17 protein-coding genes, 1 tRNA gene and 1 pseudogene are annotated in these 15,099 nt (G+C 50.7%); 11 read left to right on the forward strand and 8 right to left on the reverse strand.

The window, feature by feature from the left end; genetic code table 11:
- Positions 1-33 precede the first annotated feature (33 nt).
- Positions 34-141: a lysozyme inhibitor LprI family protein gene (locus ACE15A_RS14220; RefSeq protein ID WP_108418454.1), complete on the reverse strand. Its 108-nt coding sequence runs from the start codon at positions 139-141 to the stop codon at positions 34-36.
- Between the two features lie 282 nt (positions 142-423).
- On the opposite strand from ACE15A_RS14220, the gene ACE15A_RS14225 reads away from it, so the two are divergent.
- Positions 424-1,194: an N-acetylmuramoyl-L-alanine amidase gene (locus ACE15A_RS14225; RefSeq protein WP_023247021.1), complete on the forward strand. Its 771-nt coding sequence runs from the start codon at positions 424-426 to the stop codon at positions 1,192-1,194.
- A gap of 137 nt (positions 1,195-1,331) precedes the next feature.
- Positions 1,332-1,664 (forward strand): annotated as a pseudogene (locus ACE15A_RS14230) (integrase); the annotation flags it as partial.
- Between the two features lie 103 nt (positions 1,665-1,767).
- On the opposite strand, the gene ACE15A_RS14235 reads toward ACE15A_RS14230, so the two are convergent.
- Positions 1,768-1,855 (reverse strand) — tRNA-Ser (locus tag ACE15A_RS14235).
- 392 nt (positions 1,856-2,247) lie between these two features.
- Between ACE15A_RS14235 and yccA the strand changes: the two genes are divergently transcribed.
- The gene (gene yccA, locus ACE15A_RS14240) at positions 2,248-2,907 is read left to right on the forward strand and encodes an FtsH protease modulator YccA (protein WP_023247024.1); all 660 of its coding nucleotides are present in this window, start codon (positions 2,248-2,250) and stop codon (positions 2,905-2,907) included.
- Positions 2,908-2,993: 86 nt separating this feature from the next.
- Positions 2,994-3,323, forward strand: coding sequence for a sulfurtransferase TusE (gene tusE / locus ACE15A_RS14245; RefSeq protein ID WP_000904448.1), 330 nt, complete (start codon positions 2,994-2,996; stop codon positions 3,321-3,323).
- On the opposite strand, the gene yccX is transcribed toward tusE, so the two are convergent.
- Genes yccX through ACE15A_RS14260 form a run of 3 tightly spaced genes read right to left on the reverse strand, consistent with a single transcriptional unit; the run spans position 3,320 to position 5,003 of the window.
- Positions 3,320-3,601, reverse strand: coding sequence for an acylphosphatase (gene yccX / locus ACE15A_RS14250; RefSeq protein ID WP_023247025.1), 282 nt, complete (start codon positions 3,599-3,601; stop codon positions 3,320-3,322). The genes tusE and yccX overlap by 4 nt on opposite strands.
- Positions 3,602-3,649: 48 nt before the next feature.
- Entirely contained in the window at positions 3,650-4,429 is a 780-nt protein-coding gene (locus ACE15A_RS14255; protein WP_023247026.1) for an AraC family transcriptional regulator, read from the reverse strand.
- A gap of 25 nt (positions 4,430-4,454) precedes the next feature.
- Complete coding sequence (locus ACE15A_RS14260) at positions 4,455-5,003, reverse strand: YbhB/YbcL family Raf kinase inhibitor-like protein (RefSeq protein ID WP_053509647.1); 549 nt, start codon at positions 5,001-5,003, stop codon at positions 4,455-4,457.
- Between the two features lie 214 nt (positions 5,004-5,217).
- Between ACE15A_RS14260 and rlmI the strand changes: the two genes are divergently transcribed.
- Together rlmI and hspQ are read left to right on the forward strand one after the other, a co-directional pair.
- Positions 5,218-6,429, forward strand: a complete 1,212-nt coding sequence (rlmI, locus tag ACE15A_RS14265) for a 23S rRNA (cytosine(1962)-C(5))-methyltransferase RlmI (protein WP_023247029.1) — start codon at positions 5,218-5,220, stop codon at positions 6,427-6,429.
- Between the two features lie 57 nt (positions 6,430-6,486).
- Positions 6,487-6,804, forward strand: coding sequence for a heat shock protein HspQ (gene hspQ, locus ACE15A_RS14270; RefSeq protein WP_000561983.1), 318 nt, complete (start codon positions 6,487-6,489; stop codon positions 6,802-6,804).
- Positions 6,805-6,858: 54 nt separating this feature from the next.
- Here the strand turns inward: hspQ and ACE15A_RS14275 are convergent, their stop codons facing one another.
- Entirely contained in the window at positions 6,859-7,272 is a 414-nt protein-coding gene (locus tag ACE15A_RS14275; protein WP_001537782.1) for a CoA-binding protein, read from the reverse strand.
- A 173-nt stretch (positions 7,273-7,445) separates the two neighbouring features.
- Between ACE15A_RS14275 and ACE15A_RS14280 the strand changes: the two genes are divergently transcribed.
- Together ACE15A_RS14280 and mgsA are read left to right on the forward strand one after the other, a co-directional pair.
- Positions 7,446-8,108 carry a DUF2057 family protein gene (locus tag ACE15A_RS14280; protein WP_053509645.1) on the forward strand — a complete coding sequence of 221 codons (663 nt, stop codon included), beginning with the start codon at positions 7,446-7,448 and terminating at the stop codon, positions 8,106-8,108.
- A gap of 94 nt (positions 8,109-8,202) precedes the next feature.
- Positions 8,203-8,661, forward strand: coding sequence for a methylglyoxal synthase (gene mgsA, locus ACE15A_RS14285; RefSeq protein ID WP_000424187.1), 459 nt, complete (start codon positions 8,203-8,205; stop codon positions 8,659-8,661).
- A 35-nt stretch (positions 8,662-8,696) separates the two neighbouring features.
- Here the strand turns inward: mgsA and helD are convergent, their stop codons facing one another.
- Entirely contained in the window at positions 8,697-10,751 is a 2,055-nt protein-coding gene (helD, locus tag ACE15A_RS14290; protein WP_053509642.1) for a DNA helicase IV, read from the reverse strand.
- Between the two features lie 123 nt (positions 10,752-10,874).
- On the opposite strand from helD, the gene ACE15A_RS14295 reads away from it, so the two are divergent.
- Both ACE15A_RS14295 and yccS read left to right on the forward strand, forming a co-directional pair.
- Positions 10,875-11,321: a YccF domain-containing protein gene (locus ACE15A_RS14295; protein WP_001261216.1), complete on the forward strand. Its 447-nt coding sequence runs from the start codon at positions 10,875-10,877 to the stop codon at positions 11,319-11,321.
- A gap of 18 nt (positions 11,322-11,339) precedes the next feature.
- Positions 11,340-13,493, forward strand: coding sequence for a YccS family putative transporter (gene yccS, locus ACE15A_RS14300; protein ID WP_129382454.1), 2,154 nt, complete (start codon positions 11,340-11,342; stop codon positions 13,491-13,493).
- Here the strand turns inward: yccS and ACE15A_RS14305 are convergent.
- Entirely contained in the window at positions 13,480-14,085 is a 606-nt protein-coding gene (locus ACE15A_RS14305; RefSeq protein WP_023247034.1) for a TfoX/Sxy family DNA transformation protein, read from the reverse strand. The genes yccS and ACE15A_RS14305 overlap by 14 nt on opposite strands.
- Positions 14,086-14,301: 216 nt before the next feature.
- Between ACE15A_RS14305 and sulA the strand changes: the two genes are divergently transcribed.
- Entirely contained in the window at positions 14,302-14,811 is a 510-nt protein-coding gene (gene sulA, locus ACE15A_RS14310; RefSeq protein WP_023247035.1) for an SOS-induced cell division inhibitor SulA, read from the forward strand.
- Positions 14,812-15,099 lie beyond the last annotated feature (288 nt).

The raw sequence follows: 15,099 nt of genomic DNA on the forward strand, positions 1-15,099 counted from the left end.
TTCCCTCTTGTTTCTGACATTTTTGCAACACATTCATTGAATGATCGTTTGATATGCCGAGCTTTTATTATCAATCTGGAATGAATATAACTTACAATTAGAATCGCTAAATTTAATCCAATCCCTTTGGGAACTCTTAATGTTGTTGACGAACGCCTGTTTTAGAGATTAATCATTCACATATGCTGAATTAACTTTAGATAGCAGCATCGAATATTACTTGGTCAACTTTTTATCAGATGAATCCTTTTCGCTTTCTGGGCACGAAGCAACTTGATCAGATGTTTTTATTTACTCTAACAACAAACTATGACTTACATCACAAAAACTCCTCCAGAGATAACTCCATACTAACTTTGTGTACATTTTGTTGACATATATAATGGTATCAATAGGTTACATATTAATATAAAGGACTTGGCTATGTACTCAATTGATTATAATAGCTATCGCTCGGTAAAAGGTTTCAATCGTCGTGTTCGTTTCCTTGTGATGCATTACACTGCTATTGATTTTAAGGCGTCAATTACCGCTTTGACCGGGCCTTCGGTGAGCGCTCACTATCTCGTTCCTGACCCTTCAGAAAAAACGTATATTGATGCTGGTTTTAAGGATATGCGTATATTCAACCTGGTTGATGAAAATGAGCGGGCCTGGCATGCTGGCGTAAGTTCATGGGCCGGACGCAGCCAACTGAATGATACCGCCATCGGGATTGAGACGGTTAACCTGGCCAGTGATAACAACGGCGTGTTTGTCTTTCCTCCCTATAATCCGGTCCAGATTGATGCAATCAAGGCGCTGGCCGCCAATATTCTGCAACGATATCCTGATATTACGCCGGTGAACGTTGTCGGACACAGCGATATTGCCCCGGGGAGAAAAAGTGATCCTGGAGCTGCTTTCCCGTGGAAAGAACTTTACGACGCAGGTATTGGTGCATGGTATGAGGAATCGACCATGCAGCACTATCTGACGCAATTCAGCAAGTCTGTACCATCTAAAGCAGATATTGTTGCTAAGTTAAAAGTATACGGATATGACATCTCAGATGCTGGAACAGAAATCGGATACAAGAATTTACTCCGTACATTTCAGCTTCACTTCCGACAAAAGAATTATGATGGTGTCGCTGATGCTGAAACAACGGCAATTCTTTATGCGTTAGTGGATAAATATTTCCCGGCAAAATAATTATTAACCACTGGTTTAAATAATTAATGTGCCACAGGTTAGAAATCAGTGGCGCAGTTTCATTAAGCTGGCGGTTCCGGTCAGTCAGGTTTTGAAGAGCACATGAACTCACTCTCATATGAATTATTTTCCATGGAAAATATAAGCAAGCACTGAAAATAGCACAGACAGAATGTCCAAAACTGTCACCTGACGTGCTGGTTCTCTACAACAACGATCGTGGTCAGTTCATCCGCAAGACGTTCAATAATCGCTGGTTAAAAGCTGTACGCGCCGTACAAAGTGAACCGGGCCGACAACTGGATTACACGTTCCACGATATCGAGGCAAAAGCTATTTCAGATTTTGAGGGTAGTAGCAGGGATAAGCAGATTTTCAGCGGTCACAAAATAGAAAGCCAGGTGCTTATCTACGACAGGAAGGTACAAATCAGCCCGACACTGTATCATCCGGTTATTGGGGAAAAGTGAATTTTTATTCAAATGGAAAGATACGATATTCTCTGAGAATATTCTTTTTTATTCTTCGCCTCAAAAACAAAGGGGCTACCTTTCGGTAACCCCTTGTTTAATCTGGCGGAAGCGCAGAGATTCGAACTCTGGAACCCTTTCGGGTCGCCGGTTTTCAAGACCGGTGCCTTCAACCGCTCGGCCACACTTCCGGAATGAGGCGCACTATAAACATCCCGGTGCGTCATGTAAAGACCGAATGTGTTCGTTTGCGTGAAAAACAGGCAAAATTTCTTTAATCGCCTGAAATGACAGCATATTGACCATTTCTTCAACACAAATGCTGGCTTAATGCGTGTTTATCGTCCCTTCTGTTTTACCGCTGTGATTATCGATTTTTTTGTCGCTAGCGCTTTGGTGGCGCTGCCACCTGTTTCATGGCTAGCGCTAGTGTGGGAAGACCTTTTTAACGGCGGTAATTGCCTGAAATCTCTTAAGGAAACTAAACGTAAACGGATGCGTAAAGATGGGTAAAACCACTGGGTGATAGTGACCGTTTTTATTATTCTTCTTTATTAATTACATCTGTCATAAGAGAGTGACTATGGATCGTATCATTACATCATCGCGTGATCGTAGCTCGCTACTGAGCACGCACAAAGTACTGCGCAATACCTATTTTCTGCTGAGCCTGACGCTGGCTTTCTCCGCAATTACCGCGACAGCCAGTACGGTATTGATGCTGCCCTCTCCCGGCCTGATCCTGACGCTGGTCGGTATGTATGGGTTGATGTTTCTGACCTATAAAACCGCCAATAAGCCGACCGGTATCCTGTCTGCTTTTGCGTTTACCGGCTTCCTCGGGTATATCCTGGGTCCGATTCTTAACGCCTATCTGTCAGCAGGCATGGGCGATGTCATTGGCATGGCGCTGGGTGGTACTGCGTTAGTGTTTTTCTGCTGCTCCGCTTACGTCCTGACCACCCGTAAGGATATGTCTTTCCTGGGCGGTATGCTGATGGCCGGGATCGTCGTCGTGCTGATTGGTATGGTGGCGAATATTTTCCTGCAACTGCCTGCATTGCACCTGGCGATTAGCGCGGTGTTTATCCTGATTTCCTCGGGCGCTATCCTGTATGAAACCAGTAACATCATTCACGGCGGTGAAACCAACTATATTCGTGCGACCGTCAGTCTGTACGTTTCGCTGTACAACATCTTTGTCAGCCTGCTCAGCATTCTGGGCTTCGCCAGCCGCGATTAATCGACATTCACCTTTTCCAGCCCTGCTTATGCGGGGCTTTATTTTTTGCTACACTGCTGTCCGTGTTGATTATGCAGTGAAACGTTATGTTGATCTTTGAAGGTAAAGAAATCAGTACTGATAGCGAAGGTTATCTGAAAGAGACGACGCAGTGGAGTGAACCGCTGGCAGTCGCTATCGCCGCGAATGAAGGCATTGAGCTCTCTGCGGAACACTGGGAAGTCGTGCGCTTCGTGCGCGAATTCTACCTGGAGTTTAATACCTCTCCCGCCATCCGAATGCTGGTAAAAGCGATGGCGAATAAGTTCGGCGAAGAAAAAGGCAACAGCCGCTATCTGTATCGTCTGTTCCCGAAAGGCCCGGCAAAGCAAGCGACCAAAATCGCTGGCCTGCCCAAGCCGGTAAAATGTATTTAATACCGAATACTGAAGCCTGTTAACGTCTCACGAGGGCTGTGCGGTTCAGTGAGGATGTTGTCCACACGAGCAGAGCGCGGCCCGCCTTCTTTCAGCCACTTGATGAGCTTTTCCACCTGCGCCGCGTCGCCACAGGCCACCACTTCTACGCTTCCGTCATCCATATTCTTCGCATAGCCGGTTAACCCCAGTCGCAGCGCCTCATGCTGCGTAGTATAGCGAAATCCGACTCCCTGAACGCGACCATAAACCCAGGCGATAATGCAGACGTTCGACATGATGGTTCTCCTTTCATAATCAGTGGTGGAGGCTCATACAGGACATACTTAACGTACCTGACTGGGCAGACACCCATAATGTTGGCGGAATCTGGCCGTAAATCGCGACCCCGACAGGTAGCCGCACCGTAGCGCTATTTCGCCGATCGGCAGCGTCGTCGATTGCAGTTGAGAAAGCGCGCAGGACATGCGCACCTCTTCAATAATTTGCCGATAACTCTGTGATTCGCGCTGCAAACGCCGACGCAGAGTCGATGTACCCATAGCAAGACGGCGGGCTATCTCCTGGGCTGTCCATAGCTTAGCAGGCGAGAGCATTATCAGTTGCCGCACCTGCTCCGTGAGGGTGTAACGCCGTTCAATAAGCAGCGGTCCCGCCGCGCCATCATGCAAAAGCGCTAACAGTAACCCCATTGCCTGATGTTCCTGTAATCCGACGGGTAAGCCCTGGCGCACAGCATCCAACACGTTCGCCCACATAAATGTCAGGCTACAGCTCATCGGCGTACACAGCGATGTCAGTTTTGCCGGTGGATAATCCTGAACGTACATCATTTTAAAGCGAGCAATAATCTCCGGTGAAAGTAACAACAGGTCGGAGCGAAAACCGCTCTGCGCAGGCTGATTAATAATCTCCAGCGGCGTGTTCGCCGGGATAATAATCAACTCGCCAGGCCCGGCGACAAGGCGGTTATCATCCTGAATGATGACTTTACTGCCCTGCGTAATATGGCAGATAGCGGCGGAAAAAAGCGTAACACGATGCAAACGGTGCAGATGACTGGAGCGCACCTCTGCCGTCGTAAGATCCTGATGTCGAATATGCATCTCCTGCACCGTGCCGTCCTCTGTTTTATCTTCCGTATGTGGCCGTGAATTTCGCTTTCGCAATCACATGCGCGTTAAGCATAAACCCTACCAACGCGCCGCTTGCCTCACTGCCGAGCGGCAGTGTTGCCGTATTCAGCGCCCACACGGTAAACTGATAGCGATGAGGCTTATCGCCCGGCGGCGGACAAGCGCCGCCAAAGCCAGCATAACCGAAATCATTACGTCCCTGCACCACTCCCGAGGGTAAGGTGTTTTTATCAGCCCCCGTTGGCAGGTCGTGAATCTGCGCTGGAATATTCACCATCGTCCAGTGCCACCAGCCGCTTCCGGTAGGCGCATCGGGATCGAAGACGGTAATAGCGTAGCTTTTGGTTCCGGCAGGCGGATTGCGCCAGCTCAGTTGCGGCGAAATATTTTCTCCGCTACAACCAAATCCTTTAAAGACGTGTTGTTGCGTTAAACGAAAATCCGCCGGAATATCCGCGCTACTGAGGCTAAACGCCGACGCGGCAGATACGCTGCCACTCAATGCCATCATTGCGGCTGCGGTCAAAGAGAAGACTGTTTTCATTGTATTTCCTTCTTCATGTAAAGAAATAGCAATATAAAAAGCGCCCACTGAAGAAACTGTGCCTTTACGATTCTATTTTGTGCAGAAACGCTCACCACCATACGCTGATGATTGCCCCTCTCATCTGTGCTACCCTACGCGCCATTTCGTTTTCACGGTCCCAGGCTGGAACTATCATCCGGCTCGCGTCACTGTTTGTGAGAGGTTACTCCGCATGACTGAATCTACATTTCCGCAATATCCCCGTTTAGTCCTCAGCAAAGGGCGAGAAAAATCTTTACTCCGCCGCCACCCATGGGTCTTTTCCGGCGCCGTCTCGCGTCTGGAAGGCAAAGCCAACCTCGGTGAAACTATCGATATCGTCGATCATCAGGGAAAGTGGTTAGCACGCGGCGCCTGGTCGCCAGCGTCTCAGATCCGCGCGCGCGTCTGGACATTTGATAAAGCAGAATCCATTGATATTGCGTTTTTCACCCGTCGCCTGCGCCAGGCGCAGCAGTGGCGCGACTGGCTGGCAAAAAAAGACGGTCTGGATAGCTATCGTCTGATCGCCGGTGAATCCGATGGCCTTCCTGGCGTCACTATTGATCGTTTTGGTCATTTTTTGGTGCTGCAACTGCTCAGCGCCGGGGCCGAATATCAACGCGCCGTATTAATTAGCGCTCTGCAAACATGCTATCCGGATTGCGCTATTTACGATCGCAGCGACGTCGCCGTGCGGAAAAAAGAAGGAATGGCGCTGACGCAAGGCCCGGTCACCGGCGAACTGCCGCCTGCGCTTCTGCCAATTGAAGAACACGGTATGAAATTACTGGTCAATATCCAGGGCGGCCACAAAACCGGTTATTATCTTGATCAGCGCGACAGTCGTCTGGCGACGCGCCGCTATGTGGAAAATCAACGGGTACTGAACTGCTTCTCTTATACCGGCGGTTTTGCCGTGTCGGCGTTAATGGGCGGTTGTCGCCAGGTTGTCAGCGTGGATACCTCGCAGGATGCGCTGGATATCGCCAGACAAAACGTTGAACTGAACCAACTGGATTTGAGCAAAGCCGAATTCGTGCGCGATGACGTGTTTAAGTTGCTGCGCGCTTACCGTGAACACGGCGAAAAATTCGACGTTATCATTATGGACCCACCCAAATTCGTCGAAAATAAAAGCCAGTTAATGGGCGCCTGCCGGGGCTATAAAGACATTAACATGTTGGCGATTCAACTGCTCAATCCGGGCGGCATACTGCTGACATTCTCTTGCTCCGGCCTGATGACCAGCGATTTATTTCAGAAAATCATTGCCGATGCAGCAATAGATGCCGGTCGTGATGTACAATTTATAGAGCAGTTCCGTCAGGCCGCCGATCATCCTGTGATCGCCACCTACCCGGAAGGGCTGTATCTGAAAGGGTTTGCCTGTCGCGTCATGTAACTTGAAAAGTGGAATAGTATCCTCATATAAAGGATATCTATCTCCCGGGAGGTGACTATGATAGCCAGCAAATTCGGTATCGGCCAGCAGGTCCGCCATTCCCTGTTAGGTTACCTCGGAGTGGTCGTCGATATCGACCCGGAATATTCGCTTGATGAGCCGTCGCCTGATGAACTGGCGGTTAACGACGAACTTCGCGCCGCTCCGTGGTACCACGTGGTAATGGAAGATGACGATGGTCAGCCAGTCCACACTTATCTGGCCGAGGCCCAGTTGCGAAGCGAAATGCGGGATGAGCACCCAGAACAGCCATCGATGGATGAACTGGCGCGTACGATTCGCAAGCAGCTTCAGGCGCCGCGACTACGTAACTGATTGTATTTAACAGGCCGGATGGCGACATGCTGCTTTATCCGGCCATTTTAACTTTTATTTCGCCAGCCCCAGACGGGGGATCTCAATCGCCGGGCAGCGATCCATCACCACGGTCATGCCTGCATCCCGCGCCAACACCGCCGCCTGTTCGTTGATCACGCCAAGCTGTAGCCACAGCGTTTTTGCGCCGATGGCGATAGCTTCCTGCGCGACGCCCCACGCAGCTTCAGAGTTGCGAAAAACATCCACCATATCGACTTTTTCAGGAATGTCAGCCAGCGTGGCATACCCCTGTTGCCCCAGCAATGTCTTACCGGCCACTTTTGGCGCAACCGGAATCACATGGTAGCCCTGTTCAAGCAAGTATTTCATTACCCGATAACTTGGACGATCGGGTTTATCGCTCGCGCCTACCAGCGCGATGGTGCGAGTGGACGTCAAAACGTCGGCAATATCGGTCTCTTTCATCATCTTTCTCCTGGCTGTTTTGCAAAGTGTACGACAAACCTGACATAGCAACCATTCATCCCATACCGATGTATGAGAGCAAAACGCCAAAATATGTCTATATGTTAGTAAACATGATCTAAGAAAAATTTCGATACATTATTAGCCAGACGGCCTTTGGACAGGAGAACCTTATGAAAACCGGCGCGCTAACCACCTTCCTTGCTCTCTGTTTGCCGGTGACTGTTTTTGCCACAACACTCCGTCTGTCGAATGAGATCGATCTGCTGGTGCTGGACGGCAAAAAGGTGTCCAGCTCGTTATTACGCGGCGCAGAGAGCATCGAACTGGAAAACGGGCCGCACCAACTCGTTTTCCGTGTGGAAAAAACCATCCGCCTGCCCGGTAATGAAGAGCGGCTTTATATTTCTCCACCGCTGGTAATAAGTTTCGATACTCAACTGATAAATCAGGTCAATTTCCAGCTCCCGCGGCTGGAAAACGAGCGCGAAGCCTCGCATTTTAACGCAGCGCCACGCTTGACGCTTTTGGATGGCAACGCCATGCCTATTCCGGTAAAACTCGATATTCTGGCAATTACTTCTACGGCTAAAGTGGTCGATTATGAAATAGAGACCGAGCGTTATAACAAATCGGCGAAACGCGCCTCGCTTCCTCAGTTCGCCACGATGATGGCAGACGACAGTACATTACTTTCCGACGTCTCAGAGCTTGACACCGTACCGCCGCAATCACAAACTCTGACAGAACAGCGGCTGAAATATTGGTTCCGTCTGGCCGACCCGCAGACACGCAATCATTTCCTGCAATGGGCGGAAAAACAGCCGCCCTCTTGATATGAGTTGCCCCAGAGCGCAATTTTTTTGTCTTTCTCTTGCAGCATCAAGCGCTTCCAGTAATCTGTAGACAGGTTAACTACGGAATCGAATTATGGAACTGACGACTCGCACCTTGCCGACGCGCAAACATATCGCGTTGGTTGCTCACGACCACTGCAAACAGATGTTAATGAACTGGGTGGAACGCCATCAACCGTTGCTGGAAAAGCACGTTCTTTATGCAACCGGCACCACAGGGAATCTGATCCAGCGCGCAACCGGTATGGACGTTAATGCGATGCTGAGTGGCCCGATGGGCGGCGACCAGCAGGTTGGCGCGCTCATTTCAGAAGGGAAAATTGACGTGCTGATTTTCTTCTGGGACCCGCTTAACGCGGTACCGCACGACCCCGATGTAAAAGCGCTACTGCGTCTGGCTACCGTATGGAATATCCCTGTCGCCACTAACGTCTCAACGGCGGACTTTATCATCCAGTCCCCGCATTTTAATGACGCTGTAGATATTCTTATTCCGGATTATGCGCGTTATCTGGCCGAGCGCCTGAAATAACCGCTAAGCGGGCGGGATGCTGTACCGCCCGCGCTTTAAGGCTTTCTTGCCACCGGCACATCTAGCTGTTTAAGTGCTTCCACAAAGCGCGAGGGATTATCTTTATTGAAAAGCAGCCAGACCCGCGCGCGCGCGCGCGTCAACGCCACATATAACAAACGCCGCTCTTCAGCGTCCGGAAAATCCTCAACCTGAGGAAGAAGCGCATCTTCCATAACAGACTCTCGCGCCGGTGCGGGAAAACCGTCGTTACCCGCCTGTAACCCTACAAGAATAACGTAATCGGCCTGCTGGCCTTTGCTGGCATGGATAGTCATGAAATCTATCTGTAACTTCGGCCAGCGAGTCGCCGCTTTTTGTAGACTGGCGGGTTTCAGATGATGATAGCGCGCCAGCACCAGGATACGTTCATCCTCCTTTGCATAGCCGGATAATTTATCCAGTAATGCGTCCAACTGGCTTTCATCCAACAGCGTAACCGCTTTTTTATCGCCTACGGTAAGACTATTTAACGGTTTTTTAAGCTGATGCGGATTCTGCTGCACAAAGCGGTTGGCAATATCGCCAATCCGACTATTAAAACGGTACGTAGTGTCCAGGTGGCAATGCTCGCCCTCGCCGAACGACTGATGAAACGCCGTCGTTAAGGAGAGCTGCGCCCCGCTAAAACGGTAAATCGCCTGCCAGTCATCGCCAACGGCAAACAGCGTAGTCTGGCTATTCTGCTTGCGCAGCGCCTCTAACAGCGCCGCCCGTTGCGGGGAAATATCCTGAAATTCATCGACCAGAATATGCTTCCATGGGCTGATAAAACGCCCTTTTTCGAGGATCACTATTGCCTGATGGATCAGCCCGGAGAAATCAACGGCATTTTCCGCTTTCAACGCGCTTTTCCAGGCCTTCAGCAGCGGCGCCATCAGCTTAATGCGTTTGCCGAACCGTTCGCGGCACTCCTCTGGCGCGCCAGCGATCATTTCTGCCTGCGCGCCGCCGTGCATACGCATCAAACTGACCCAACGATCCAGGCGAGGGGCCAGACGCCGCTGCAATGTCTCATCGTCCCAGAAATTACCTTCCGGCACCGACCATTGCATCTCCTCTTCCAGCCACTGACGCCAGCCTTTGGCCTGCGCTTTCTTCTCGCTACACTGCTGACGCCAGGTGTGCAGAAATAGCTGATGCCGCGCTGTGGCGTCACTTTCCAGCTTACTGACAACCGGCGCTTTTTTACTGCCTTGCTGAATAATATACAGCGCCAGTGAATGGAACGTACGGGCAGTAATCTCTTCCGTATGCAACCGCTCGCGGATACGCTCATCCATCTCCTCTGCCGCCTTGCGACCAAACGCCAGTAAAAGAATTTGCCCCGCATCGGCTTGTCCGCGCGCTAACAGCCAACCCGCGCGCGCCACCAGCACCGAGGTTTTGCCGCTCCCCGCTCCCGCCAGTACCAGTAACGATGATTCGCCGTTAACCACCGCTCTGGCCTGGGAGGGATTAAGCGGAGAGGATTCTATCTGCGTAAAAAAGTCGGCATGCGCTTCCAGCATGGCATCGGCATACGCCTGATTATGCTGCTGCCGACTTCCCTCGCTATCCTGTAACCATGCCAGACATTTACGCCATATCTCGCGACAGTGAGCAAACTCCTCCAGACGTGAGATGGGTAGCGGCAAGGCGGCAAACGTCTGGCGAATTTCGTGTTCCAGCCCCCGAACCCGCTCACGGGTAAGCCATTGGTTTTCGCCCGTTCGCTCACTGATACGCGCCCATTGCTCTTGTAATGCCTGCGCGGCGACATCGCTCATCTCCTGGCTCCAGCGACGCCAGTGCGCGTCCAGAAAGCGATGGAATTGCTGGGTTTCCGACCACTCAGTACCGTGCAAACGCACGACTTTATCCTCCGGGAGGACAAACTCCAGTTCGCCCCACACCAGCCCACGCTTACAGTGAATCGCCAATAACTGATTGAATGGAATAAGATATTCATGCCTGTCGCCAGACACTTTCACCCCAGCGTTAAGAATCACGGCACGATCATACGGGTGTTGCGCCAGACGTTTTCCAAGAGAAGTTGCTTTCAGTTCCATGACTCAGCGAATCCAGACGTAAAGATGTGCTTATCAGTGTAACCGCCAGAGAAAACGTGCTCCAGTCTAAAAAAACGTTACAATTGCCCGCAGTGATAGAAAACCGGAATGAACTGAGGGTTTATGCGTACCGTTCTGAATATTTTAAACTTTGTATTGGGCGGCTTTGCCACTACGCTGGCCTGGCTGCTGGCGACGCTTGTCAGTATTGTGCTGATTTTTACCCTGCCGTTGACCCGCTCTTGCTGGGAGATAACCAAACTGTCCCTGTTCCCTTACGGCAATGAGGCCATCCATGTTGACGAACTTAATCCGGCGGCGAAAAACCTATTAATGAATACTGGCGGTACCTTGCTGAATATTTTCTGGCTACTTTTTTTCGGCTGGTGGCTATGCCTGATGCACATTGCCTCCGGTATCGCGCAGTGTGTCACTATCATCGGGATACCTGTCGGCATTGCGAACTTTAAAATTGCCGCGATTGCGCTTTGGCCTGTCGGTCGCCGCGTCGTCTCTGTAGAAACCGCTCGCGCCGCGCGAGAAGCTAACGCGCGCCGCCGTTTTGAATGATCGGGACAAATAGCCTTTATGTTAAGTCCGTTGATTCGCCGTTATACCTGGAACAGTACCTGGCTGTATTACATCCGCATTTTTATCGCTCTGTGCGGCACCACCGCCCTGCCCTGGTGGCTGGGCGACGTCAAACTTACCATCCCGCTCACGCTCGGTATGGTTGCCACGGCGCTAACCGATCTCGACGACCGCCTTGCCGGGCGTTTACGTAATTTAATCATTACGTTAATTTGCTTTTTTATCGCTTCTGCTTCTGTTGAGCTGCTCTTTCCCTGGCCGTGGCTATTTGCGTTGGGCTTAACTTTATCCACCAGTGGATTTATTCTGTTGGGAGGATTAGGGCAACGCTATGCCACCATCGCGTTCGGCGCATTACTCATTGCCATCTACACGATGCTGGGCGCCTCTTTATATGCGCACTGGTATCAGCAACCTCTACTCCTGCTGGCGGGCGCGGTATGGTATAACCTGCTGACCCTAACCGGGCACCTGCTATTTCCTATCCGCCCATTACAGGATAATCTGGCGCGCAGTTACGAACAGTTGGCGCACTATCTGGAACTGAAATCACGCCTGTTTGATCCTGATATTGAAGATGAGAGCCAGGCACCGCTCTATGATTTAGCATTAGCGAACGGGCAGTTAATGGCGACGCTGAACCAAACGAAAGTGTCGTTGTTGACTCGCCTGCGCGGCGATCGCGGTCAACGCGGCACGCGTCGCACCCTCCATTACTATTTTGTGGCGCAGGATATTCATGAACGCGCCAGCTCTTCGCATATTCAATACCAGACGCTGCGCGACCACTTTCGTCACAGCGACGTGATGTTTCGCTTTCAACGTCTGATGTCAATGCAGGCACAGGCCTGCACGCAGCTGGCGCGCTGTATCTTACTGCGCACGCCATACCAGCATGATCCGCGCTTTGAACGCGTCTTTACCCACATTGACGCCGCGCTTGAACGTATGCGCGCCAGCGGCGCTTCTTTGGAACTGTTGAATACGCTTGGGTTCTTATTAACCAACCTGCGCGCCATTGACGCGCAACTGGCGACGATCGAGTCGGAGCAGGCCCAGGCAATGCCGCGCAATGAGTCAGAAAACCAGTTGGCTGATGATAGCCTGCACGGGTTTAGCGACATCTGGCTGCGTCTGAGCCGTAATTTTACCCCAGAGTCCGCTCTCTTTCGCCATGCAGTACGCATGTCGCTGGTATTGTGCGTGGGTTATGCTCTCATTCAAATTACCGGGATGCGCCACGGGTACTGGATATTACTCACCAGCCTGTTCGTTTGTCAGCCTAACTATAACGCGACCCGCCATCGCCTTGCGCTCAGGATTATCGGTACGTTGGTAGGCGTTGCTATCGGCCTGCCGATTTTATGGTTTGTTCCTTCGCTTGAAGGACAGTTAGTTCTGCTGGTGATTACCGGCGTGCTTTTCTTCGCATTCCGTAATGTACAGTATGCCCATGCGACGATGTTCATCACTCTGCTGGTATTACTCTGCTTTAACCTCTTGGGCGAAGGCTTTGAGGTAGCGTTACCGCGCGTCATCGACACGTTGATTGGCTGCGCTATCGCCTGGGCTGCGGTCAGCTTTATTTGGCCGGACTGGCGCTTTCGCAACCTTCCCCGGGTACTCCAGCGCGCCACCGATGCGAATTGCCGCTACCTTGATGCGATCCTTGAGCAATATCACCAGGGCCGGGACAACCGCCTGACCTATCGCATTGCCAGGCGCGACGCGCACAACCGCGATGCGGAACTGGCATCCGTGGTTTCTAATATGTCAAGCGAACCCGACGTCAAGGCCGAAACCCGGGAAGCGGCGTTCAGGCTGCTTTGCCTCAATCATACTTTTACCAGCTATATTTCCGCCCTCGGCGCGCACCGCGAAAAGCTCAGTAATCCGGATGTGCTGGGGCTTCTGGATGACGCGGTCTGCTACGTTGATGATGCGCTTCATCATCAACCTGAAGACGAACAGCGAGTACACCAGGCGCTGGAGGATTTAAAGCAGCGAGTTCAGTCGCTGGAAACACGTCCGGACAGCAAAGAACCTCTGGTTGTTCAACAAATTGGTTTGCTCATTGCCTTACTACCCGAAATCGGGCGCTTACAACGGCAAATTTCACCGCCATCTTCTACATCCATTACCCAGCCGTAAGCGAATGAGCCCAATCGGCAAGCTCCTGGCGACGACTCGCCGGGAGCGCCGCTTCATGTACGCCAACAATTGCGCCTTCTAACGCATACAGAACTTTTACCGTCAGCAAAGGATTACTTTGTCGCAACCTTAGCCAGCACATTTTTGCACCCAGTACGCGTAACATATTCTCGTCCTTTATCCCTGACTCATTGAGCAATGTTTCCAGATGGAAGGTCATATTGGGGAGATCTTTGAGCCTGTGCTGTAAAATACGGCTGTGTTTTTCCTTCATTGCCGCGTCAAGAGAATACTTCGATAAACGTACCAGTTGCTGCTGATCGCGCCACAGGCTTTCATCCACCCGATAATAGTTGAGCATAACAGGGCGTCCACACTTCATAAATGTGAGCCAGACGGGAGGATGCTTCACACAATAGGGTACGCTTTGCTCACAGGCGCGGAGATAAAGCTCGCCGTTAGCCACCATCGCAAAGACGGTATCTTCCACGGTCAGACTATAGCTGCCGAATAAGGATCGATACTGGATCGTCCCCAGAGAGGCCAAATATTCTTGCGATTTATAGATCCTGTCATAAGAGAGTGCTCTCATAAAATTCCTTTTAAATCATAAAGTAAAAGAATGATTTGTAATAACAGATCCGTTAATGACGAAAATAGGCAACTTATACTCCGCGAGCAAGATGATTTTTATTTTTGACGTCACTAAGAATAAAAATTGCGAGACAGTTTCCGAAAATAGAGTTGATCTTTCATCGCTACAGGGGTACTGTATGGATATACAGTAACTCACAGGGCTGGATTGATTATGTACACTTCAGGTTATGCAAATCGTTCTTCGTCATTTTCTACCACTCCCCACAACACTGCGCGTGCCGCTACGGAAAATGCCGCCGCAGGGCTGGTCAGTGAAGTTGTCTACCACGAAGACCAGCCCATGATGGCGCAACTCCTGCTTTTGCCTTTACTCCGGCAGTTAGGCCAACAATCACGTTGGCAGCTCTGGCTCACGCCGCAGCAAAAACTCAGCCGTGAATGGGTACAGTCTGCAGGTTTGCCATTAACGAAAGTGATGCAAATTAGTCAGCTTGCGCCTCGTCATACGCTGGAGGCAATGATTCGCGCTCTGCGTACAGGAAATTACAGTGTAGTGATTGGCTGGCTGGCGGAAGAACTTACGGAAGAAGAGCATGCCAGCCTGGTTGAAGCAGCAAATGTAGGCAATGCGGTAGGGTTTATCATGCGCCCTGTACGTGCGCACGCTTTACCCAGGAGACAGCATTCCGGGCTAAAAATTCACTCTAATTTGTATCATTAAGTAAAATTAGGATTTATCCTGGAATTTTTTTTTACGCGATTGCATCTCCTTTGAGTGCTAACGTTTTTTTTACGAGAAAGCTTGTCAGAAGCGGTTTCCGCGATTTTTGCTGTACGATTTATCATCTAAAAGTGTTAAATGATGTGTATGTTCGTCATGTTTTTTTCACATGTCTGACGGAGTTCACACTTGTAAGTTTCCAACTACGTTGTAGACTTTACATCGCCAGGGGTGCTCGGCATAAGCCGTAGATATCGGTAGAGTAACTATTGAGCAGGTCCCCCGGTG

This window comes from Salmonella sp. HY31, from assembly GCF_042604575.1.
In the GTDB taxonomy this organism is placed as follows: Bacteria; Pseudomonadota; Gammaproteobacteria; order Enterobacterales; family Enterobacteriaceae; genus Salmonella; species Salmonella diarizonae.